Annotated in this window: 21 protein-coding genes; 13 read left to right on the plus strand and 8 right to left on the minus strand. The window is 56.3% G+C overall.

Features of this window, described 5'->3' with window-relative positions; genetic code table 11:
* Nucleotides 1-113 precede the first annotated feature (113 nt).
* On the plus strand, nt 114-1,136 hold the full coding sequence (locus B2R48_RS12385; protein ID WP_297000806.1) for a LacI family DNA-binding transcriptional regulator: 1,023 nt from the start codon (nt 114-116) through the stop codon (nt 1,134-1,136).
* 78 nt (nt 1,137-1,214) lie between these two features.
* Here B2R48_RS12385 and B2R48_RS12390 read toward each other — a convergent pair whose 3' ends face one another.
* Nucleotides 1,215-1,916, minus strand: a complete 702-nt coding sequence (locus tag B2R48_RS12390; protein WP_008889957.1) for a GntR family transcriptional regulator — start codon at nt 1,914-1,916, stop codon at nt 1,215-1,217.
* Nucleotides 1,913-3,286, minus strand: coding sequence for a formimidoylglutamate deiminase (locus B2R48_RS12395; RefSeq protein WP_297000809.1), 1,374 nt, complete (start codon nt 3,284-3,286; stop codon nt 1,913-1,915). The genes B2R48_RS12390 and B2R48_RS12395 overlap by 4 nt, the downstream gene beginning before the upstream one ends.
* A gap of 82 nt (nt 3,287-3,368) precedes the next feature.
* On the opposite strand from B2R48_RS12395, the gene hutI reads away from it, so the two are divergent.
* From hutI to B2R48_RS12430, 7 genes are all read left to right on the plus strand, one after another.
* A complete protein-coding gene (gene hutI / locus B2R48_RS12400; protein WP_297000812.1) occupies nt 3,369-4,571 on the plus strand; it encodes an imidazolonepropionase in 1,203 nt (400 codons plus the stop codon).
* Nucleotides 4,572-4,621: 50 nt separating this feature from the next.
* Nucleotides 4,622-6,163, plus strand: a complete 1,542-nt coding sequence (gene hutH / locus B2R48_RS12405) for a histidine ammonia-lyase (protein WP_297000815.1) — start codon at nt 4,622-4,624, stop codon at nt 6,161-6,163.
* Nucleotides 6,164-6,165: 2 nt separating this feature from the next.
* Complete coding sequence (gene hutG / locus B2R48_RS12410) at nt 6,166-6,969, plus strand: N-formylglutamate deformylase (protein WP_297000818.1); 804 nt, start codon at nt 6,166-6,168, stop codon at nt 6,967-6,969.
* Nucleotides 6,966-8,642, plus strand: a complete 1,677-nt coding sequence (gene hutU, locus B2R48_RS12415) for a urocanate hydratase (protein WP_213474097.1) — start codon at nt 6,966-6,968, stop codon at nt 8,640-8,642. The genes hutG and hutU overlap by 4 nt, the downstream gene beginning before the upstream one ends.
* Before the next feature lie 77 nt (nt 8,643-8,719).
* The gene (locus B2R48_RS12420) at nt 8,720-9,814 is read left to right on the plus strand and encodes a TRAP transporter substrate-binding protein (RefSeq protein WP_213474098.1); all 1,095 of its coding nucleotides are present in this window, start codon (nt 8,720-8,722) and stop codon (nt 9,812-9,814) included.
* A 75-nt stretch (nt 9,815-9,889) separates the two neighbouring features.
* Complete coding sequence (locus tag B2R48_RS12425; RefSeq protein WP_213474099.1) at nt 9,890-10,411, plus strand: TRAP transporter small permease subunit; 522 nt, start codon at nt 9,890-9,892, stop codon at nt 10,409-10,411.
* Nucleotides 10,411-11,958, plus strand: a complete 1,548-nt coding sequence (locus B2R48_RS12430) for a TRAP transporter large permease (RefSeq protein WP_213474100.1) — start codon at nt 10,411-10,413, stop codon at nt 11,956-11,958. Before B2R48_RS12425 ends, B2R48_RS12430 begins: the two co-directional genes overlap by 1 nt.
* Before the next feature lie 74 nt (nt 11,959-12,032).
* Here B2R48_RS12430 and B2R48_RS12435 read toward each other — a convergent pair whose 3' ends face one another.
* The 6 genes from B2R48_RS12435 to B2R48_RS12460 all read right to left on the minus strand — a co-directional run bounded on the left by B2R48_RS12435 (nt 12,033) and on the right by B2R48_RS12460 (nt 18,792).
* The gene (locus tag B2R48_RS12435) at nt 12,033-12,488 is read right to left on the minus strand and encodes a DUF3237 domain-containing protein (protein WP_063089091.1); all 456 of its coding nucleotides are present in this window, start codon (nt 12,486-12,488) and stop codon (nt 12,033-12,035) included.
* Between the two features lie 10 nt (nt 12,489-12,498).
* On the minus strand, nt 12,499-13,794 hold the full coding sequence (locus tag B2R48_RS12440; protein WP_297000825.1) for a TRAP transporter large permease: 1,296 nt from the start codon (nt 13,792-13,794) through the stop codon (nt 12,499-12,501).
* Nucleotides 13,787-14,374, minus strand: coding sequence for a TRAP transporter small permease (locus B2R48_RS12445; protein WP_297000828.1), 588 nt, complete (start codon nt 14,372-14,374; stop codon nt 13,787-13,789). Before B2R48_RS12445 ends, B2R48_RS12440 begins: the two co-directional genes overlap by 8 nt.
* Nucleotides 14,375-14,439: 65 nt before the next feature.
* Entirely contained in the window at nt 14,440-15,468 is a 1,029-nt protein-coding gene (locus B2R48_RS12450; RefSeq protein WP_062955847.1) for a TRAP transporter substrate-binding protein, read from the minus strand.
* A gap of 206 nt (nt 15,469-15,674) precedes the next feature.
* Complete coding sequence (locus B2R48_RS12455) at nt 15,675-16,925, minus strand: thiolase family protein (protein WP_297000832.1); 1,251 nt, start codon at nt 16,923-16,925, stop codon at nt 15,675-15,677.
* A gap of 1 nt (nt 16,926) precedes the next feature.
* A complete protein-coding gene (locus tag B2R48_RS12460; RefSeq protein WP_249742093.1) occupies nt 16,927-18,792 on the minus strand; it encodes a feruloyl-CoA synthase in 1,866 nt (621 codons plus the stop codon).
* 244 nt (nt 18,793-19,036) lie between these two features.
* On the opposite strand from B2R48_RS12460, the gene B2R48_RS12465 reads away from it, so the two are divergent.
* The 5 genes from B2R48_RS12465 to B2R48_RS12485 all read left to right on the plus strand — a co-directional run bounded on the left by B2R48_RS12465 (nt 19,037) and on the right by B2R48_RS12485 (nt 23,693).
* Entirely contained in the window at nt 19,037-19,801 is a 765-nt protein-coding gene (locus B2R48_RS12465; RefSeq protein WP_062955849.1) for an SDR family NAD(P)-dependent oxidoreductase, read from the plus strand.
* A 34-nt stretch (nt 19,802-19,835) separates the two neighbouring features.
* Nucleotides 19,836-20,615 carry a crotonase/enoyl-CoA hydratase family protein gene (locus B2R48_RS12470; protein ID WP_213474105.1) on the plus strand — a complete coding sequence of 260 codons (780 nt, stop codon included), beginning with the start codon at nt 19,836-19,838 and terminating at the stop codon, nt 20,613-20,615.
* 141 nt (nt 20,616-20,756) lie between these two features.
* Nucleotides 20,757-21,809: a TRAP transporter substrate-binding protein gene (locus B2R48_RS12475; protein WP_213474106.1), complete on the plus strand. Its 1,053-nt coding sequence runs from the start codon at nt 20,757-20,759 to the stop codon at nt 21,807-21,809.
* 1 nt (nt 21,810) lies between these two features.
* The gene (locus tag B2R48_RS12480; RefSeq protein WP_297000840.1) at nt 21,811-22,374 is read left to right on the plus strand and encodes a TRAP transporter small permease; all 564 of its coding nucleotides are present in this window, start codon (nt 21,811-21,813) and stop codon (nt 22,372-22,374) included.
* Nucleotides 22,371-23,693 (plus strand): TRAP transporter large permease, encoded by a 1,323-nt coding sequence (locus B2R48_RS12485; RefSeq protein WP_213474108.1) that lies wholly within the window; start codon nt 22,371-22,373, stop codon nt 23,691-23,693. The genes B2R48_RS12480 and B2R48_RS12485 overlap by 4 nt, the downstream gene beginning before the upstream one ends.

Raw genomic sequence — 23,693 nt, forward strand, 5'->3', positions numbered from 1 at the left:
GCACCTCAAAATAAGTAATTTTTGCGGTACGTACCTCAATTTTCTTGCAGAGACGTCTCCGATGGTTGAGGGTAAGATAGAAAAAACAGACTGAATCTGGGCCTTAAGAATCAATGAGACCGACCACAAAAGACCTTGCGAAGGCCGCCGGTGTCAGCCTTGCGACGGTTGACCGGGTACTGAATGGACGATCCGGTGTGCGCCAGAAAACCGTCGATGCCGTTAACGACGCAATCACGCGCATCGGCTTTGAGCGCAATCAGGTCGCCGCCACACTGGCCCGCCAGCGCGGCTATCGATTTGGATTTGTCGTGCCGCGTTCTGGCGACGAGTTCCTGAGCGTCATCATCAAACATATCTCGGAGTTTGATCAGGCCAGCCGCGCCGAAATGATCCAGACCAAAATCGTGCGCATTGATGAACACGACCCGCATCGCGCGGCAAGGACACTGTCACGCCTGTCAGCAAGTGAATATGACGGCATCGCAATCATGGCCCCGGAAACACCGCAGATCCGCGATGCGCTTTATCGGATGCGTGAACGCGGCATTCAGACGGTTGCTATCGTTTCCAACCAGCAGGAAGAAGACGGCCAATCGTTTGTCGGCATTGATAACGTGGCTGCAGGTGCCACAGCCGGGCGCCTTATGGCCCGGTTTCTTGGCACCCAATCGGGAGACATTATTATCCTTGCCGAGACCATGCAATCTCGTGACAGCCTTGAACGCCGGCTTGGCTTTGACCGCGTCATGAGCCCCGGCTATCCGCAATTCCATGCGCTGCCGACCCTTGAAACACATGGTTATCCGGAACGAACCAAACTTGTTCTGGAAAACGCCTTTGCCGCCCACCCCGACATTGTCGGATTGTACATCATGGGTTCGGAAGCCCGCTTGGCAATTGAATGCGCGCGCAAACTAAACCCTGACAAGAAACTGATCACCATTGCCCACGAGCGCACCCCATCCACTGAACAGGCATTACGTGACAACACGCTTGATGCGCTGATCAATCAAGATCCCGGGCACATCGTGCGAAGCGCCATACGCACCCTCAGAGCCAAATGCGAAAACCGCGAGACACTGGCCTCGCAGGAACGCATTCGCATTGAAATTCTGATATCCGAAAATCTGTAACGCACCGGTTTGGTGTCGCCTTCAAGAAAACCTGTGGCAAAGCCGATCAATGGCCGACTTCGCCCACCAGAACCGCAATCAGATCGCAGAATGCTTGCGATAGCCCGGTGCAAACAGAAGTCTGGCCGACGTGATGCCGGTGTTGTTTTCCCAAGTGGTACGTTCCATCAGGAAAAGCGATGTGCCGGGGTCGGTGCGCAGCACCTTGGCCTCTGCCGCGCTGGCATTGACCGCGGAAAAATAGATATCGCCGCGGGTATAGGGCGCATGCAACACCAGCCATTCATTGGCGCTGATTTTTTCAAGATCGGCATCAAGGATCGTCGGCGTTGCTGCAATCGACACCCAGCGATCCTCAAACATGAACGGTTTGCCATCGGCCAGATGAAGCGAGGTGATATGCAGCATGTCGCTTTCGGCCGTGACGCCCAGATTGGCGCAGATTTCCGGGGGCGGGGTGCGCCGTTCGCTAAATAAAAGGCCATAGGCATATTTCTGCCCGCGCCCTTCGATCTCAAGACGGATGACCGGAATATCAAGCTTGGCGCGCCGCACCGGGTGGGCAGCGACCCGCGTGCCGGCCTTGCGCCGGCGATCGAGGAACCCTTCGGATGCCAGTTCACGCAGTGCACGGTTCACGGTGGCACGCGCACAGCCAAGTTGCTCGGCAAGTTCGACTTCCTTGGGGATCAGGTCGCCGGGCTTCCACTCACGGGTATGAATGCGGCGCAAAACCTCGTCATGGACGGATTGCCAGCTTTGCTGTTCCAGGCTGTTCACACTGCTTCCTTGAGTTGTTCCATCACCTTGCGATACCGGCTGGTGATTGCGTCATGGGCAATGTGGCGGCCCTCGGTCACAACATGGCGACCGGCCGACCAGACATCACGCACCATGCGATCATCTCCGGCAAAGATATATGTATCGAGGATCGTATCGCCTGTCCGGCCGATCAGGTCAACCGCCGAACCATCAAGCGCCATCAAATCGGCCAGTGCGCCGACCTCGATCCGGCCCGCATCGCGCCCGGCAGCCTGTGCGCCGCCCTTGGCCGCTGCGTCATAGATACGACGTGCGGTCGATTTTTGTTCGGTTGCCAAAGCCGCGCGGGAATTGTCGCGCAAACGCTGGCTGTATTCCAGAGTTCGCAATTCTTCCGAGAGCGAAATGCGGATATTGGAATCCGACCCCACACCAATCACGCCACCGGCATTGAGATAGCGCACGCCATCAAAGATACCATCACCCAGACTGCTTTCGGTGATCGGACAGAGACCAGCCACCGCACCGGTTTTAGCCAGCTCAAGCGTTTCGTGTTCTTCCATCTGTGTACAGTGGATCAAACACCAATTCGTATTCACATCGGCATTTTCAAGCAGCCATTCCGTCGGGCGCTTGCCCCAGCTGTCGCGCACTTCATCCACCTCGGCCAGTTGTTCGGCCAGATGCATGTGGATCGGTCCGTCCTTGGATAGAAGACTGGTCGCAAGCAGATCTTCGCGGCCAACGGCACGCAGGGAATGCGGCGCGACCCCCATCACCGTATCCGCGGGCAGGTTTTTAACCGCGCGAACGGATTCCTCATACAATTTGGTGAACTGGTCGGGATCGTTGCCAAACCGGATCTGACCGGGACCGAGCGGGCGCTTGTCACAGCCGCCATATTGATAATGCACTGGCAGAAGCGTCAGGCCGATGCCGGTGATTTCGGTCGCGGCGGCAATACGTTCGGCCATCTCGGCGATATTGTCATACAAATGCCCGCCGGGACGGTGATGCAGGTAATGGAACTCTGTATTATTGGCATACCCGGCTTCCAGCATTTCCATCTGGACGAAGGCTGCGATCGCCTCGACATGGTCCGGGGTCAACTGATCAAGGAAGCGGAACATCAGTTGCCGCCAGGTCCAGAAGGTATCGCGCGGGTCGGGGCCGCGCCTTTCGGTCAGGCCCGCCATGGAGCGCTGGAACGCGTGGCTATGCAGGTTTGAAATCGCCGGAAGAAGGATATCGGTTTTGCTTGTGGCATCGGATGGGGCCGCAGAATCGGTCTGAATCGCCGCAATCCTGCCATTCTCATCGATCTCGATCCGGACATTGCGCTGCCAGCCTGATGTCGTAAGTGCCTGATTTGCCCAAAGAACCTTCATTGCCTCTACCCGTCTTGACAGAAATAATATGTACGTACATATTATCTTTAATAACAAACTTATCAAGGGGTGATGCTTCGCGATGCTGCTTCGAAACGCAAAAATCGTCACGATTGAGGATCAGGACAGCTATGGCCTGATCGAGTGCGGCGCGATTGCCATCAAGGACGGCCTGATCGATTGGGTCGGCGCGGATGACGCCATCCCGGCCAAATATCTTGACGGTCCAGTGCGTGACCTTGAAGGTCGCCTGATCACCCCGGCTTTGATTGATTGCCATACCCATGTTGTCCATGGCGGCGACCGCGCGGTTGAGTTTGAAATGCGCCTGAAGGGTGCAAGTTATGAAGAAGTCGCCCGTGCGGGCGGCGGCATTGTTTCGACCGTGAAGGCGACCCGAGAAGCATCAATTGAGGATCTTTTGACGTCCGCCCTGCCGCGCGTGGATGCGCTGCTGGCAGAGGGCGTTTCGGTGATCGAGGTCAAGTCGGGCTATGGCCTTGATCGCGAGACCGAACTTAATATGCTGCGCGCAGCCCGGAAAATTGCCGATCATCGCAATGTGCGGATCAAGACCACCTTCCTTGGCGCCCATGCGGTGCCGGTTGAATATAAAGACAACCCGGACGGCTATATTGATGATGTCTGCATTCCGGCCCTGAAAGCCGCCCACGCTGAAGGGCTGGTGGACGCCGTTGACGGTTTCTGCGAAGGCATTGCCTTCAACACCGATCAGATCAGACGCGTGTTTGACGTTGCCCGCGACCTTGGCATTCCGGTCAAACTCCATGCCGAACAGCTATCGAACATCGGCGGCACCAAACTGGCCGCCGAATATGGGGCAATGTCGGTCGATCATATTGAATACGCCACCGAAGAAGACGCGATCGCCATGGCCAAGGCTGGCTCCGTCGCGGTACTTCTGCCCGGTGCGTTTTATACCCTGCATGAAACCCAGTTGCCGCCGATTGACGCATTCCGCAAGCACGGCGTGCCGATGGCAATTGCGACCGATTGCAATCCCGGCTCTTCGCCGCTGGCATCGATCCTTTTGACCATGAATATGTCCTGCACGCTGTTCCGCCTGACGCCCGAAGAAGCGCTTGTTGGCGCGACTGCCCATGCGGCGCGCGCCCTTGGCCTGTCGGATACCGGTCGGATCAAGCCGGGACTGCGGGCTGATCTTGCCATCTGGAATGCCAAACACCCGGCCGAGCTTGCATACCGCATCGGGTTCAACCCGCTGTTCGAACGCATTGTTGGCGGTGAAAGCACCGCCGCCTGAGCCCAAAGATAACTGCGCCACCGCATCAACATATGCCCTGAGGATAGATTATGACTGTCACCCTTATCCCCGCCTCGGTCAAACTGGCAGAGCTTGAACGCATCTGGCGTGATCAGGTCGCAGTCAAACTCGACCCATCGGCCCGCGACGATGTTGAAGCGGCGCACGCAATGGTGCGCAAGGCCGCCGATGGCAGCGATGCGGTATATGGCGTGAATACCGGCTTTGGCAAACTGGCCTCGGTCAAGATTGCCCCGGAAGATACCGAAACCCTGCAACGCAACCTGATCCTCAGCCATTGCTGCGGCGTGGGTGAGCCGCTTGATATCGCGACCACCCGTTTGATGATGGCGTTGAAGTTGCTGTCGCTTGGGCGCGGCGCATCTGGTGTGCGTTGGGATCTGATCGAACTGATCGAAGGCATGCTGGCCAAGGGTGTTACCCCCGTCGTCCCGTCGCAAGGATCGGTTGGCGCATCGGGCGATCTGGCCCCGCTGGCGCACATGGCAGCCGTCATGATCGGCGCGGGCGAAGCCACATATGAAGGTAAAACCCTTCCGGGTGGGGAGGCACTTGCCAAGGCCGACCTGACCCCGGTCGTGCTGGGCCCGAAAGAGGGCCTGGCGCTGATTAACGGTACGCAGTTTTCCACAGCCTGCGCGCTGGTCGGGCTGTTTTCGGCATGGCGCAATGCGGCAAGTTCGATTGTCACAGCATCGCTTTCAACCGATGCGATCATGGGATCGACCGCGCCGCTGGTCGATGAAATCCATACCCTTCGCGGCCATCCGGGCCAGATCAATGTCGCACGTGCGATGCGTGACCTGATGAACGGGTCTGAAATCCGCGAAAGCCACCGCGAAGGCGATACTCGCGTTCAGGACCCCTATTGCATCCGCTGCCAGCCGCAAGTCACCGGGGCGGCGATGGATTTGCTGCGCTTTGCCGGTCAGACGCTTGAGATCGAAGCCAATGCCGTGACTGACAACCCGCTGGTTCTGAAAGAAGACGGCCGCATTGTTTCGGGTGGCAACTTCCATGCCGAGCCCGTGGCCTTTGCCGCCGATCAAATCGCCCTTGCCGTTGCCGAGATCGGCGCGATTGCCCAGCGCCGTGTCGCATTGATGGTCGATCCGACCCTGTCACATGATTTGCCACCGTTCCTGACCCCGGAGCCCGGCCTGAATTCCGGTCTGATGATTGCCGAGGTCACGACCGCAGCCCTGATGAGTGAAAACAAGCATCTGGCCAACCCTTGCTCGACCGATAGCACACCGACCAGTGCCAATCAGGAAGACCACGTGTCGATGGCGGCCCACGGCGCACGCCGCCTGGCCCGCATGAATGCCAATCTTTCCAACATTCTTGGTGTCGAGCTGATCTGTGCCGCGCAGGGTGTTGAATTCCGTGCCCCGCTTAAAACCAGCCCGGGGCTGCTCAATGTTTTGAAATCGGTTCGTGCCGACATCCCGACCGTCAAGGAAGACCGTTACATGGCGCCGGATCTGGCCAAGGCCGCAGAGCTTGTGAGCCACGGCACCCTTGTCGCCGCGGCCAAGCTTTCGGGCTTTGTCGTTGGGGAGGATGCCTGATCATGACCAACCCGGTTGAAATCAAACGCGGCGATAGCCCGATCGTTCTGGGTCTTCCCCACACGGGTACTTATGTGCCGGGTGACATTGCCGCAAAGCTGAATGATCGTGGCCGTGAACTGGCTGATACCGACTGGCATATTCACACCCTTTATGACGGGTTGCTGGATGGCGCGACCACGGTCCGCGCAACGTTCCATCGTTATGTGATTGATGCCAACCGTGACCCCGAAGGTGTCAGCCTTTATCCCGGTCAGAACACCACCACCCTTGTGCCGCTGACCGATTTTGACGGCGAAAATATCTGGGACGTTGCCCCGACCGAAGACGACATTGCCTATCGGGCGGCAACCTTCCACGCGCCCTATCATCAGGCACTGGCCGCCGAGCTTAAGCGCGTTCGCGCCAAACACGGTGTGGCGATCCTTTATGATTGCCATTCGATCCGCTCAAACATTCCGTTCCTGTTTGACGGGACCCTGCCGGACTTCAATATCGGCACCAATCTGGGCGCGACATGCGATCCGATGATCGAAACGCTGACATCAGAAATCTGTTCGCAGGCCCAAGGATACAGTGCGGTTCTGAACGGTCGTTTCAAGGGTGGCTGGACCACCCGCCATTACGGTCGCCCGGAGATCAATCAGCACGCCATCCAGATGGAACTGGCGCAATCCACCTATCTGACGGCCGAGGAAGCCCCTTGGTCCTATGACGAAAGCCGTGCAGCAAAATTGCGCACGCATCTTACTGAAATCCTTAAGACACTGGCCGATTTGGCCCCAGCACTAAGAGGCAAGTCATGACCAACAATCCGCGTCACAACCAGCGTGATATCTATCCCGACACCGGGAGCGAAATTTCGGCGAAAAGCTGGCTGACTGAAGCTCCGATGCGCATGTTGATGAACAACCTGCATCCCGATGTTGCCGAAAACCCGCATGAGCTGGTTGTTTATGGCGGCATTGGCCGGGCAGCGCGCACCTGGAAGGACTATGACCAGATCGTTGCCAGCCTGAAGGAACTTGAAGATGACCAGACCCTTCTGGTGCAGTCAGGCAAGCCGGTTGGTGTATTCCGCACCCACAAGGATGCGCCGCGTGTTCTGATCGCGAACTCCAACCTTGTGCCGCATTGGGCCAACTGGGACCATTTCAACGAACTCGATAAGAAAGGTCTGGCGATGTATGGCCAGATGACGGCGGGTTCGTGGATCTATATCGGGTCACAGGGCATCGTTCAGGGCACCTATGAAACCTTTGTCGAGGCAGGCCGTCAGCATTATGACGGTGACCTTAAGGGCAAATGGATTCTGACCGGTGGTCTTGGCGGCATGGGTGGCGCACAGCCGTTGGCCGCTGTGATGGCCGGGGCGTGCTGTTTGGCAGTCGAGTGCGATGAAACCCGTGCAGACTTCCGCCTGCGCACCCGTTATGTCGACGAGAAAACCCATTCGCTGGACGAAGCGCTTGAAATGATCGAACGCTGGACCAAGGCAGGCGAAGCCAAGTCCGTTGCCCTGATCGGCAATGCGGCCGATGTCTTCCCGGAACTGGTCAAGCGCGGCGTTCGCCCGGACATCGTCACCGACCAGACATCAGCACATGATCCGGTGCACGGATACCTGCCGCAGGGTTGGACCGTTGCCGAATGGCGTGAAAAGCAGGAATCCGATCCCAAGGCTGTCTCCAAGGCCGCGCGTGCATCAATGCGCGTTCAGGTCGAGGCCATGGTTGCCTTCCACGAGGCGGGCGTCCCGACGGTCGATTACGGCAACAACATCCGTCAGATGGCGCTTGAGGAAGGGTTTGAAAACGCCTTTGCTTTCCCGGGGTTTGTTCCGGCCTATATCCGCCCGCTGTTCTGCAAGGGCATCGGTCCGTTCCGCTGGGCGGCCCTTTCGGGTGATCCGGAGGACATCTACAAGACCGACCAGAAGGTCAAGGAACTGATCCCCGATGATCCGCACCTGCATAACTGGCTGGACATGGCGCGCGAACGCATTTCGTTCCAGGGCCTGCCGGCACGTATTTGCTGGGTCGGTCTGGGACAGCGCCATCGTCTGGGTATGGCGTTTAACGAAATGGTCAAGAATGGTGAACTGAAAGCCCCGGTCGTCATCGGGCGTGACCATCTTGACAGCGGTTCGGTCGCAAGCCCGAACCGCGAGACCGAAGCCATGAAAGATGGCTCGGATGCGGTCAGTGACTGGCCGTTGCTTAATGCGCTGCTGAATACGGCGTCCGGGGCAACCTGGGTATCGCTGCATCATGGCGGCGGTGTCGGAATGGGCTTCTCGCAGCATTCCGGCATGGTGATTTGTTGTGACGGTACAGAAGATGCCGCACGAAGGGTCGAACGCGTCCTTTGGAACGATCCCGCAACCGGTGTGATGCGTCATGCGGATGCAGGATATGACATCGCACTGGATTGCGCACGAGAACACGGGCTGAACCTGCCCGGGATTCTCGGCAAGTAAGTCGAACTTTCACGTGGGGGCAATGACGATTGCCCCTGCACCGCCCTTTTGGGGTACAATCAAGGAGGCTTCTTAACATGAAAAGACGTGAATTTCTGACCGCCGGTGTTGCCGGCGCAGGTGCAGCGGCCGCTGCAACATTCGCAACCCCTGCCATCGCACAGGACAAACGCCAGTGGAACATGGTTACCGCATGGCCGAAAAACCTGCCTGGGCCGGGTGTTGCTGCACAGAAACTGGCAGACCGTATCACCACACTTTCGGGCGGTCGTCTTGAAGTCAAACTTCATGCGGCTGGCGAACTGGTTCCGGGCAATGGTGTTTTTGACGCCGTCGCCGAAGGTACGGCCGAGATTTATCACGCGGTTCCGGCATACTGGGGTTCGAAATCCAAAGGTATCCTTCTGTTTGGCTCGCAGCCGTTTGGCCTGCGTGCCGATGAACAGGTTGGCTGGCTGAACTATGGTGGCGGTCAGGAACTGTATGACGAAGTCTATGGTCAGTTCGGTCTGAAACCGTTCCTTTGCGGTAACTCCGGCCCGCAGTGGGCAGGTTGGTTCCGCAACGAAATCAACTCGGTAGATGACCTCAAGGGTCTCAAGTTCCGTACCACCGGTCTGGCATCGGAGATGTGCTCGAAGCTTGGCATGGCGGTTCAGGCCATGGGCGGTCGTGACATGTTCCAGGCACTTCAGTCTGGTGCGCTTGATGCCGGTGAGTTCATTGGCCCGTGGAGTGACAGTGCGCTTGGCTTCTATCAGGTTGCCAAGAACTACTACTGGCCGGGTGTTGGCGAGCCGTCCTCAGCCGAGGAATGTGCGGTGAACGCCAAGGCCTATGCCGATCTTCCCGATGACCTGAAAGCAGTGGTCAAGTTCGCGGCAGACAGCCTTTATAACGAAGTCTGGACCGAGTACGAGACCAAGCATGCCATGGCGCTGAAACAGCTTGTTGCAGAACAGGATGTCAAGGTTCGCAAGCTTCCGGACGAAGTTGTCGAAGCCATGGCCAAAGCCGGTGCCGAGGTGATTGCAGATCTGCGCGAAAGCGACGATGCACTGACCCGGAAAGTTACGGAAAGCTTTGTTTCTTACCGTGACCTGATCGGCGGTTACATGACCTATGCCGATAACGGTCAGATGAATGCACGCGCCAAAGCGCTCGGCTTCTGATAAACACTGAAACCGACGCTGGACAAACCAGCGTCGGTTTTTTCTTTTCAGGCGTGCCTTTCGCGGGGAGATGTCATGCAACGCCTTGCTGATGCACTTGATCAGGTAAACATTTGGACCGGAAAGACTGTGCGCTGGTTCGCACTTTTAATGGTTCTGTTGCAATTTACCGTGGTCTTGCTGCGCTATGTTTTCGGGTTCAGTTCAATCGCGCTAAATGAAAGCGTTCTGTATCTGCATGCCGCTTTGTTCATGTTGGGGGCGGGCTATACGCTGTTGGTTGATGGCCATGTCCGCGTGGACATTTTTTATGCCGCAGCCACCGACAGGACCAAGGCGCGGATCGATGCGTTTGGCTATGTGGTACTGGCAATCCCGTCGATGGCAGCCCTGCTGTATTGGACCTGGCCGTCGGTGGTCAATTCGGTCGCGATGATGGAAGGGGCCATTTCGGTGGGTGGCATTCCCGCCGTCTGGCTTTTGAAATCACTGATACCGGCCTTTTGCATTCTTTTGATTATTCAGTCTGTCGCCTGCTTGCTCAGACAGATCATTGCCTTGCGCAGTGGCGTTGAAGACCGGGGTGTGCAAAGCTAATGGAATATCTTGATCTTTTGATGTTTGCCGCCCTGATGGGCTGCATCCTTCTGGGCTTTCCGGTGTCGTTTTCGATTGCCGGAACGGCGGTGATTTTCGGCTATCTCGGCTGGGTCACGGATTCGATGAATATCGGCCTGATGGGGGCGTTCGGGCAGCGCGTGTTTGGTACGCTGACCAATGATGTCCTGATCGCCATCCCGCTGTTTGTCGTCATGGGTGTCGTCCTTGAACGATCCCGCATTGCCGAAGATTTGCTCCATACCATGGGCCGACTGTTTGGTCAGTTGCGTGGCGGTCTGGGCATTTCGGTGGTGCTGGTGGGGGCGTTGCTTGCGGCCTCGACCGGGATTGTCGGGGCCACTGTCATTGCCATGGGCATGATTGCCCTGCCAACCATGTTGCGCACCGGATATAACCCGAAAATGGCATCGGGTCTTGTCTGCACGGCAGGCACATTGGGCCAGATTATCCCGCCCTCGACGCTTTTGATCATTCTGTCGGACGTGATGTCGTCGGCCTATCAGCAGGCGCAATATGAACAGGGCAAGTTCACGATTGAAACCATTTCGGTCGGGCAGATTTTTGCCGGCGCGCTGATCCCCGGCCTGACGCTGGTGGCAATCTATATCATCTATATCCTGCTGCGCGGGGTGTTCCGCCCGGCCGATATGCCCCCGGTTCAAAGTGATGATGGTCGCCCCAGTGTGGGCGAAGTGGTCGGGGCGGTTTTGCCGCCTGTGCTTCTGATCATTGCCGTTCTTGGGGCCATTCTGGGTGGGGTCGCCACCCCGACCGAGGCGGCATCAGTGGGTGCAATCGGCGCGATCCTGATGGCGGGCGTCCGTCAGGGGGCGAACCGCAATCTGGTTCTGACCGGGACTGTGGCACTTTTGATTCTTGCCGTCATGGCTGGTGTCGCGCCAGTGCGTTTCCAGCGCAGTGACCTGACCGGTTTTGATTATGTGTTGGGAGCTGGTTATGTGACGCTGGCTGTTGTCGGGATTATCGCGATCCTCGCCTGCCTGCGTCAGGCATGGAAGACCGACATTCTGAAATCGGCCCTGACGTCGACCATGACGGTCAGCTCAATGATCTTTGCCACCATCCTGACGGCCAGCATGTTCTCGCTGGTGTTTATCGGGCTAGGCGGCGAAGAGCATGTAGAAGAAATCCTTGAATCCATGCCGGGTGGTCCGACAGGGGCGCTGATCTTCTGTATGGCGTTGATCTTTGTGCTGGGCTTCTTCCTTGATTTCGTTGAAATCACGGTGATCCTGCTGCCGCTGATTGCGCCGGGCCTGATCATGATGGGCCATGATCCGGTGTGGCTGGCGATCCTGATTGCGATCAACCTGCAGACATCGTTCCTGACCCCGCCATTTGGCTTCTCGCTGTTTTACCTGCGCAGTGCCGCCCCGCCGGAAATCACCACCGGCCAGATTTATCAGGGCGTCATTCCGTTCATCGCCCTGCAGCTGTTTGGCATTTTCGTGATCTGGCTGTGGCCGTCACTCGCCAACTGGCTACCAAGTGTGGTGTTCTAGGCAAAGAACTGAAAATGAAAAAACGCCCCCGATTTCTGGGGGCGTTTTTGTTTGCGTCATGGCCAACGCAGTTGTCACAGAACTTCATAGACCGACACATAAACCGTGCTTTTTTCGCGCTGCCCGGATCCGACAAAGATGCGATGGTTCAGCCAGCTATAGCGTTCATCGCCGGTTTCAAACCGGGGCTGCGTGCGCATGTAATATTTCGACGGATCGACATGTTCGCCGCGTGCAAGCGCGTCCAGAACATCCTTGGGGCCATGCCGGAAACCGAAATTGCGGATATCAATCAGCGCCCCGTCATGGGTTTCGATGCAATATCGGGTATCGAGTTCGGCCACACCGTTTTCAAAAACAGTTTGCCAGTCAGCACCCAATGCCAGAACGCGGCCGTTCAACGATTTGCCTTCGACATGCCCGCCAATGATCGGAATGATCCGGCGTGTGCCGCGCATCGAGTTGCCAAGCTCCATCGGGGCTTCCAGCTCGACCGTCAGATCGCAAAAATGTTCAAGCTCAAGCTTCATATCGGCCTCTTTAGTTCATGGTCGTCGGCAGGAAAAGAACGATGGATGGCACCAACACCAGCAGGATCAGGCGAATGATGTCGACCGCAACAAACGGGATGACACCCTGAAACACCTTTTGCAGGGGCACTTCGCGGGCAATCGAATTGATGACAAACACATTCATCCCGACTGGCGGGGTGATCAGGCCAAGTTCAACCGTCATGACAACGATGATGCCAAACCAGATCGGATCAAACCCCAACTGGGTGACCACCGGAAACACGATGGGCACCAGAAGAATGATCATCGCCATGGCATCAAGGATGCAGCCCAGCAACAGGAAAAACACAAGGATCAGGGCAAGTGTCGGATAGGCCCCGATATCAAGCCCGACCAGCCATGCGGTGATCTTTTGCGGGGTCTGGGTGATGGCCAGGAAATAGCCAAACAGGATCGCCCCGATCAGGATGGTATAGATCGCAACCGAGGTGCGCAGGGCCTCAATCAGGCTATCAAGAATGCTGCGCCAGCCAAGCCGACCGCGGATCACCCCGATCAGGGCAGTCAGGACAGACCCAACTGCGGCGGCCTCGGTCGCGGTCACCACACCCAGATAGATGCTGCCAATAATGGCGATGAACAGGGCCAGGACCGCCCAGACATCGCGCAAGGAGCGAATGGAATTGCGCAAATCAAACGGTTCGCCCGCCGGCAACCCTCGGGCATAGGTCACCCGAAAGGCCAGCATATACATCACAATCGCCAAAAGGCCGGGAATGATTCCGGCGATGAAAAGCTTGCCGACATCCTGTTCGGTGATGAAGCCATACACCGCCAGAACAACCGATGGCGGGATCAGAATGCCAAGCGTTCCGCCCGCGGCAATCACCCCGGTCGCTACGTGATCGCGATAACCGCTGCGCTGCATTTCCGGCAAAGCGACCTTGGTCATGGTTGCCGCTGTTGCCACCGATGAACCCGATATGGCGGCAAACCCGGCACAGGATGCAATGGTCGAAAGCGCCATGCCGCCCCGAAATGATCCCAGCCACGCCTGCCCTGCGCGAAACAGTTCGCGCGACATGCCGGAATTGGTGGCAAGAACGCCCATCAGGATAAAGAACGGAATGAGGCTGAGGTTAAAGTCGGTGATGGTGCGGATCGGCGACTGCGCCAGTAGGTTGAGTGCAGGCGTCGGGCCAACAATTGCGGCGAAGCCGCCGACACCGACAATCCCCATCGCAATGCCGATTGGAACCCGAAGCAGCATCAGGGCAAACAGCGCAACAAACCCGCCCAGTGCGACAAAATCGGCTTCAGTCATCACTTCCCCCTGAACCACCAGTTTGCTTTTGTTTTTGCGGGTCAGAGGCAATATGCGGCTCTGACTCGGCGGGTTCAAAATCATCCAGACCGGCATTGGTCAGCGCGATCATCAAGGCACGCGCCAGAATGGTCAGCATGCTGACCGCAACGCCAAGCCAGATCAGCCCCATGACCGGCCAGACGGGCACTTGCAGATCAAATGTCGTCTCGCCACTGTTATAGGCGCTGGTGACACGCGCCAGCATCTTCCAGCACAGCAAGCCGGTGAAGCCCAGCAAGACAAGCCAGGCAAAGAAATCCGTCCATCGACGAACACGTGCGGGCAGCATCAGGGCAAACAGATCGACCTTGATGTGCGACCCGCGATACCCCACGCAGGCAAAGCCCCACATGATGACCACGCCCAGAAACAGGCGCGAAAAATCAAATGCATCCGGGATCGGCCATGCAAACAGGTAACGACCAATTGCGGATGCCAGAACCAGCAGCGTGATCAGCGCAAGCAAAATGGCAGAGACCATTTCGACCTTGCGCGAAAAGGCTTCGAGATATGTCAGGGAGCGATGAAGAACCCGCATGATCTATACACTTTCAGAGGTACCGGCAGCACCGACCTTTGATGCTGCCGATACAGGGAGTGTCATCAATACTTGGCGTTCTCGGCTTGGAGCGCGTCGATGAAAGCCTTGTAAATGGCATCGGCATCACCGCCTTTGGCCGTAACACTTTCGCGCCATTGGGCAACAAGCGGTTCGGCGGCATCGCGCCATTGTTGCAGTTCATCGGCGGTCGGCTGATACAGTTCGTGATCGCCCGATGCCATCATCTTGTCGCGACCAGATGCCTCGTTTTCAGCCCAGCCCTTGGAAAAACGACCGGACCATTCCGGCGTGCAGTGATCATCCATGACCTTGCGGTTTTCGGCCGACAATCCGTCATAGACACCGCGATTGATCACAAGGATCTGCGAGGAGACATAGAACGGCATATCAAGGTGATATTTGGTTTCCTGATCAATCCCGAAGATATAGATCGAGTTCCACGGGAAGGTGATCGCATCTGCCGTGCCCTTGGCAATGGCTTCGCGGGCCTCGGGGGCGGGGACCTGAACACTTGCCCCACCCAGCAGGTTTACAAACCGTGCCATGGTGGCATGGGCCGGGCGCACCGCATGGCCGTTGATGTCTTCTGGCACACGGACGGGCATTTTTGAATGGATGGTGCCGGGGTCATGCGGGTTCACCAGACACAGTTTGACTTCCGGCATTTCCTGTTCGGCGTAGTTGGCATACCACTTGTGAAGGGCGACCGACCCATTGACCGCATCCTTCACATTGAAGGGCACCTCGGTCAGGCCATAGATCGGGAAACGCCCGGCCTGATAACCCGGATTGATATAGCCGATATCGGCAATGCCATCGCGGGTCATGTCATAGTGATCAGGTGCTGAGCCCAGTTGCTGGGCCGGGAAAATCGTGAAGTCGATTTTGCCGCCCGATGCATCACGAATAGAGTTAGTCCAATCCTCAAGACCCATGGTTTGGACCGGGTGGGTTGGCGGCAACCAATGGGCCAGACGGAAATTCACTTCCTGCGCAGACGCACCGGAAATGGCCGACATAGCAGCAACTGAAGCCAAGGCAATCACTGAACCAAGTTTAAGTCGTTTCATTGTTTCCTCCCTGAGCAAACCGGCACCGGCAATTTTGTTTTTGTTGCCTTGTCTGTCGGTTTCTCGATTTGATCAGACCACCCTTGGAAATTTTTGCTCCAAGGGTTGGGCTGATCGCCAAACCGGGCCCAAAACCAATGTCCCGGCTAAAAATAACGTCTCCGGTTGTCGCGAACCGGCGCAGCGGATGGCGCCTTGGATCGTGCCTATGCCAATTCTGAATTTTCGATCAAAACTGCAATGCCCTGACCACCGCCGATGCAGGCGGATGCGATGCCATAGCGACCGCCGGATTTGGTCAGTTCGCGCGCAAGCGTGTTGGTAATGCGCACGCCGGTCGCGCCAAGCGGATGACCAATCGCAATTGCGCCGCCATTAACGTTGACCTTGTCCTCGTCCAAGCCAAGTTCGCGAATACAGGCCAGGATCTGTGCCCCAAAGGCCTCGTTGATTTCGATCCGGTCAATCTGATCAACGGTCAAACCGGTTTGATCAAGAACCGCCTGAATGGCTGGCACCGGGCCGATACCCATGATTTCCGGCGGCACACCCACAGCCGCGCCCGCAATAATGCGCGCATGCGGTGTCAGACCGTTGCGCTTGGCATATTCGGAACTTCCCAGAACCACACCGGCGGCACCGTCAACCACGGCAGATGAATTACCGCCGGTCTGGACACCCCCGAATGCCGGGCGAAGCTTGGACAGGATTTCATAGGGAGACGGGCGAATGTGACTGTCGGCGTCAACGGCTTCGACCTTGCGCGGGAGTTTGATGGTGCGCGGATTACCGTTTTCCATTTCAAAGGTTTCATTGGTGACGGCGACAATCTCGCCACCGAGGAACCCATTTTGCTGCGCACTGACCGCGCGCGCAAAACTGCGTTCGGCAAAACGATCCACTTCTTCACGGGTGATGTTGTATTTCTTGGCAAGGTTTTCGGCCGTATCGCCCATGGTGCAACTAACGGCCGGATCCAGAAGGGCTTCCCACAGGAAATCCTTGAATTCGACCTGCCCCATGCGAAAACCACTGCGATGGGTATAGGCCGCAATCGGGTTGCGGCTCATGGATTCTGTGCCAACGCATAGCGCCAGATCACCACGACCAAGCGAAATATGGTCCGCCGCCTGCAAGATGACTTCGATGCCTGTCCCGCAGATACGCTGCACAAGATGCGCTGGTCGATCATAGGGAACGCCCGCGTATAACCCGATATGGCGCGGCGTCATATAGGCGTCATAAGACGCCTGGGCCATCGAACCGGCAACCGTGAAATCGATATCAGCGGCGTTCACCCCGGCATCCGCAATGGCGGCACGTGCGGCCTTGATCCCCAGATCAATCGGCGAAATCAGGCCGAAAGCGCCCGTGTAGTCAATAAAAGGTGTGCGTTTGCCGCCAAGCAGCCAAACGTCTTCAAACTCGGTCCGCAGACCTTTGGAATTCGCAGCCATGTCAGTTCCCTTTTTTCGCAACCATGACGCCAGCCGGAATCGGATCACGATACAGATCCGCAACCTTGTCAGCGCGCTTGGCCTGAACGGCACGTTGATTAATGGAGCCCTTATCGGTCACTTCATGCGCATCAAGGTCGGGCGAGCTTTCCAGCAGAATGGCGCGCGCCACAAACTGGGCACTTCCCGTTGCCTTGGCACCAAGCGCGTTAAGACGTTCCTGAAACACAGATCGCACAACCGGGTGGGTTGCGATGTCACGTTCAGATGCATCTGCGGGCAGGTCGTCGCACAGCTTTCGACACGCGGTGAAATCGGCAAACAAAAGAGCACCGATATGATTTTCATTCAGACCGGTCAAAACCGCATCACGCACATAAGGCGCAAAGGTCTCGGCAATCGCTGTACGGATGGAGCCGACATGAACCCACGTACCTGTCGAAAGCTTGAAATCTTCGCTGACGCGGCCGTCAAAGAGGAAGCCGCGCTCAATATCATCGGGGTCTACAAATTTGAGCGCGTCGCCGATCATGTAATAGCCTTCTTCATCGAAGGACTCGCGGGTCTTGTCCGGCTGACGCCAGTAGCCCGGCGTGATGCTTGGCCCACGCAGGCGCAGTTCCTGCTTTTCAGCATTGGGGACAAGTTTGACTTCGAGACCGACGGCAGGCAGACCAACACTTCCGGCCTGATCAACAGGCCAAGTGGTTGTGAAGGCAAATGGCGCAGTTTCCGTCGAGCCATAACCGGTGACGATCATGACCTTTTCGCCAACGGTATCAACAGCCACCTCTTCAAGACTGTCCCAAACATACTGTGACAGTCCCGCCCCGGCATATTGCATCAGTTTCAATCTGGCAAAGAAGCTTTCGCACAGCCGCTTGTTGTCCCGAAGGTGGTGGACGAGGGCCTCGTATCCCTTTGGGACGTTGAAATACAATGTCGGGGAAACGTCGCAGAGATTTCGGACAGTTTCGATAATGCCATCGGGTGTCGGCTTGCCCTGATCAATATAGAAGCTGCCGCCATTGTAGAGGGCGATCCCGAAATTGTGGTTCCCGCCCGCGGTATGATTCCATGGCAACCAGTCAACAAGAACGGGGGGCTCGTCCTGCAAAAATGCAAGGGTATGACGCAGCATCATCTGATTGAAACACAGCATGCGCTGGGTATTAATCACCGCCTTTGGCATACCCGTTGATCCGGATGTAAACAGGAACTTGGCAATTGTGTCTTCGGTGATGTTTGCGTTCGCACTGTCAACAGCGCCGGTCGCCTTGGTGTTCGCGACATCACTGAAAAGGTCACAGGGATGTGCACTTAGCGGGTTTTCAATCACGACGAGGCGCGCATCTGCTGGCATCACTGCTGCCAGTGCCTTGACGTATTTGGCACCATTATCAACAAAGATCAGACCAGGTTGCAGCAAATCAACGATATGACGCAACTTGGCATAGTCTGTGGAAATCAAAGAATAGGCCGGTGAGACTGGCGCATAAGGGATGCCGACATACATCGATGCCAGCGCCAACAGGCCATGTTCAAGGCTGTTGCCTGACAAAACCAGAACCGGACGATCTTCTGACAGGTTCTGTGCCAAAAGATACTGCGCAATGCTGCGCACCTGATCACGGGTTTCCCGATAGGTGCGCGATTGCCATTCACCTTTGGCATCCCGGTCAGCAATGAACAATCTGTCCGGTGCCTGCTCCGCCCAGTGATCTAGGCGGTCCGTAATGGCACGCGGGTATTCATCCGGCTCTTCACACGATCGCATATAGATCGTGCCGTTTTCTCCCTTTGATACAGCGACACGCGTATCACCCATGCGAACCGGACGGAGTCCGGGTTCAGCAACCATCGCCATGAGACGAAACCTCCAATTTATCTTTTCTTATTTGTTATAATTCATAACAATCATGAATCATTACATCAAGTGGAATATCTTGCAGCGTGCCTATGACAAGAACATGATCGCGCATTGCATTATATAGATCGCGCGCGAATACAGGAGAATCTTCCCGTATTTTCATCGCATTAAACGCGATTGACGCAGCATTTTTGACGTGTAAATATAATTGTTATAAAACATAACAAACTCAGGTGAGGAAATGCTGCTTAATCAGATTCCCGCAATCGTAACAGGCGGCGGAAGCGGTCTTGGCGCGGCAACGGCACGTACATTTGCGGTTGCCGGGGCACGGGTTGCGATATTTGACCGCGACCCGGATGCAGCGAAACGCATTGCAAGCGAAACGGGCGGCATCGGCTTTGAAGTCGATGTTTCAGATCCTGACTCGGTTGCAGAGGCCTTCAAGAAGGTTAAGCAGAGTTTGGGCATCCCGCGCGTGTTGGTTAATTGCGCTGGTATCGGCACAGCAAGCCGCATCTTGCCCCGCGACGGGACACTGCCGATCAACGATTTCATCAAGACACTCAATGTCAACCTGACGGGCAGCTACATCAGCATGAGTCATGCTGCACAACTGATGTCTGAAGCGACCCCTCTTAATGACGACGGGGAGCGCGGCGTCATCATCAATACATCGTCAGTCGGGTATGAGGACGGGCAAATTGGTCAGTGTGCCTATGCGGCGTCCAAAGGCGGGATTGCGTCAATGACCCTGCCCGCTGCGCGTGAGCTTGCGCGGATCGGTGTACGGGTGATGGCAATTGCGCCCGGATTGTTTGCCACCGCCATGACCGACACCCTGCCCGATGCAGCCCGCGAAGCAATTGCGGCAAATATCCCGTTTCCCAAGCGCCTTGGCAAAGCACAGGAATTTGCCGATCTGGCGCGGCACATTGTTGAAAACACCATGCTCAACGGCACTGTTGTTCGCCTTGACGGCGCAGTTCGCCTCCAGGCCCGATAAAGACAGACTGATAGTTAAATTAAGGAACAAGAACATGACGAATGGCGCGAATGACGTATTGGACGTTGCGATCGATGGTTCGATTGCACGTTTGACCATCACGCGACCTGACAAGCGAAACGCCGTCAGTGATACGCTCATGGAAGCACTGGATGCATTTTTCTCCAACCCGCCCAAGGATGTCAGGGTCATCATTCTGTCCGGGGAAGGGGGGCACTTTTCTGCAGGTCTTGATCTTGCCGAGCATGTGGCACGCAATGCTGCGGAAACGATGCGTCATTCGCGAAACTGGCACCGGATCATGGACATGATCCAGTTTGGCGGATTGCCGGTCATTTCGCTTCTCAAGGGTGCGGTGATTGGCGGGGGGCTTGAACTGGCCAGCGCCACCCACATCCGCATTGCCGACAAGACAGCCTTTTATCAACTTCCGGAAGGCCGCCGTGGCATCTTTGTCGGTGGTGGTGCCTCTGTGCGGATCGGCCGTATCCTGGGCGCAGACCGCATGATCGAGATGATGCTGACCGGGCGGAAATATGACGCCGAAAATGGTCTGCGTCTTGGATTGTCTCATTACGTGTGTGACACCGAAGACGATGCAAAATCCAAAGCTGAAGAACTGGCAGCAACGGTTGCCGAAAACGCACAGCTTTCCAACTATGTCATGATCCAGGCACTGGCCCGGATTGAAGACATGGCAAAGGCCGACGGTTTGTTTACCGAAAGTCTTTGCGCCGCATTGACCCAAACAAGTGAAGACGCACAGGAAGGTCTTCGGGCCTTTCTGGAAAAACGCGCCCCGAATTTCAAGTGACGCTTGGGTTCAGGGGGCGTGTCGTTCTTCTGCACCTAAAACATCAGGCAAGAAACCGCACCAAAGCGGTCGCCAGAACAGTCAGGTAGGAACAGGAACACCGGCAAACAAAGGTGTATCCAATTTTTGAGGAGACGTTCGATGTCAGGATTTTCAGTGAACCGCCGACAGATGCTCGGAATTATGGGTGGTGCTCTTGCCGCCCCGGCCATCATCGGCAAAGCACGGGCAGCCGAAGTGACACTTCGTTTGCACCACATGCTGCCACCCGTTGCCCCCATGCACAAAGCATTCTTTGAACCATGGGCCAAGACCATTCGCGAGCAATCAGATGGCCGCATTGATATTCAGATTTTCCCGGCCATGCAGCTTGGTGGCAAACCACCGCAACTCGCAGATCAGGTGGCAAACAATGTCGTTGATATCGCCTGGACATTGACGGTGTATACGCCGGGCCGCTATCCGGTTTCCGAGACGCTCAGCCTGCCCTTCATGGTCACGACTGCCGAAGCAACATCGGTGGCGATGCATAAATTCATGGATGAGTTCGGTCAGGACGAATATCGCGGCATGAAGCCGTTGGCATTCCATGTTCATGCAGGTGGCAAATTCCACATGCGCGACCAGCCAATCCAAAGTCAGGCGGACCTGGATGGCCTGCAGATCCGCGCACCAAACCAGAGTGTCGGCAAAGCCTTGTCCATTCTGGGCGCGGAGCCGGTCTTTTTCCCGGTCACAGAGATGGCAGTAGGTCTGGCCAATGGCGTGATTGACGGCACCTGCCTGCCATATGAGGTTGTCCCTGCGTTCAAGCTTCATGAACTGACATCAGTACATTGCGCACCTGCCGAGGGTGGTCGCGGCCTTTATGCCAACTCGTTTGGCTTGTTGATGGCGGGTGATGCCTATGACCGCATGCCGGATGACCTGAAAGCTGTGATTGATGCCAACTCCGGCATCGAACTTTCACGCCAGATCGGCAAACAGTTCGATAGCTTTGAATCGGTTGGATACAAAATGTGTGCAGACCGCGGGAACCAGTTCGTCGAGATACCCAAAGACGAGGTTCAACGCTGGCAGACAGCCACCCAGCCGGTAATCGATGACTGGATCGAGACGCTGAACGATGCAGGACATGACGGCAAGGCGATGATTGATCGCCTTAATCAACTGATCGACGCAGAGACCGCCTGACATGTCAGGATCCACCCGTGATCACAATGGGCGCGGCAATCTTGCCGCGCCCATTCAATCCCTTGGCCAGTTTGTTGATCGCGCCTGCATTGCCGCTGCGGCAATTGCCGGGGCGGTGATTGTTGGCGTGGCGGTTACCGTCACGCTGTCGGTTGTGATGCGATATATCGGCATTGGCGGTATTCGTGGTGACTTTGAAATCGTCGAAATGGGATGCGGAATAGCCGCATTTCTGTTTTTGCCGTTGTGCCAGCGCAAGGGCAACCATGTCATGGTCGATATTTTCAGCATGGCTTTCCCCATGCGGACCCGCAAGCTTCTTGATCAAGTGTGGGAAGCCCTGTTCTGTCTTGCCTGGGTTATCATCACGTGGCGCGTCGCATACGGCCTGATTGATATGTATGAGTATAACGACCGCAGTATGCTTCTGAGAATGCCCACATGGATCGTCTACGGGTTCGCACTGCTTGGACTTGGACTTTCATCCCTGACTGCGTTGTCGAACGCACTTGAACAGTTTGCGCGACCCGATCCCAATAATTCCCAAACGGAAACCCTGAAATGAGTCCGGTTGAAATCAGCATCGTCATGGTCATCGTCCTGATGGTCCTTATCTTCTTGCGCATGCCTATTGCATTGGCGATGGCCATCGTTGGCGCCGGCGGGTATGTGGTTCTGTCGGGGTGGCTACCGTTGTCGGCCTATCTGAAGACTGCGATTGTAGACAAATACATCTCCTATGACCTTGCTGTTATCCCGCTGTTTATCCTGATGGGGCAAATTGCGACCCGGACCGGCATTAGCAGAGCAATCTTTACCGCATCCAATGCCTGGCTTGGTCATTGGCGCGGGGGTCTGGCGATGGCATCGGTTGCAGGCTGCGCGGCATTCGGATCAATCTGTGGATCATCCATTGCCACCGCGACCACCATGGGCAAGGTCGCACTGCCGGAAATGCGCCGGCATGGTTATTCCGGCGCGTTGGGCGCGGGCACGCTTGCTGCGGGCGGCACACTTGGTATCTTGATCCCGCCGTCGGTTGTCTTGATCATTTATGCCCTGCTGACTGAACAGAACATCGTAAAACTGTTTCTGGCTGCGACGGTTCCCGGCATTCTTGCAGTACTGGGTTTCATTCTGGCGATCGGGGTGTATGTGCGCCTGTTCCCCGAAGAAGGCCCCGCCCATCCCGGTGTTCCCATGCGCGAACGGATCAAATCGCTTGGCGGAATCTGGCATATTGCACTGGTGTTCATTGCCGTTCTTGGCGGCATTTATGGCGGTGTCTTTACCCCGGCCGAGGGGGCGTCAGTCGGTGTTGTATTGATTGCCCTAACCGGTTTTCTGATGCGCAGTCTGACGGCCAAGGGTTTGTTTGAATGTGTGATTGAAACAGCCGGGTCCACTGCCATGATTTTTGCGATCATCTTTGGCGCGGACCTTTTCAACGTGGCGCTTGCCCTGACGCGTGTTCCGACAATGGCCGCCGAGTGGGTCGGAACGGCAGGTATCGCGCCGATGACTGTGTTGCTGGCCGTCATTCTGTTTTACATCATTATGGGCTGCATTATGGACAGCCTGTCGATGATCCTGTTGACGGTTCCGGTATTTTTCCCCGCCTTTATGGCGATGGACTTTGGCATGGATCCGACGCACCAGGCGATCTGGTTCGGTATCATTTCCCTAATCGTTGTTGAATTGGGTATGATTACACCACCTGTAGGCTTGAACCTGTTCATGATATCGGCAATGGCACCAGACATTCCGACACGCAAGATCTTTCGCGGGGCTGTGCCATTCCTGATCGTTGAATGCCTGCGCATCGCGGTGATTGTTGCGTTTCCTGCCCTGACATTCTGGCTTGTTGATATTGTTACAGGTTAG

The sequence above is a fragment of the Thalassospira sp. UBA848 genome (genome assembly GCF_002295455.1).
In the GTDB taxonomy this organism is placed as follows: Bacteria; Pseudomonadota; Alphaproteobacteria; order Rhodospirillales; family Thalassospiraceae; genus Thalassospira.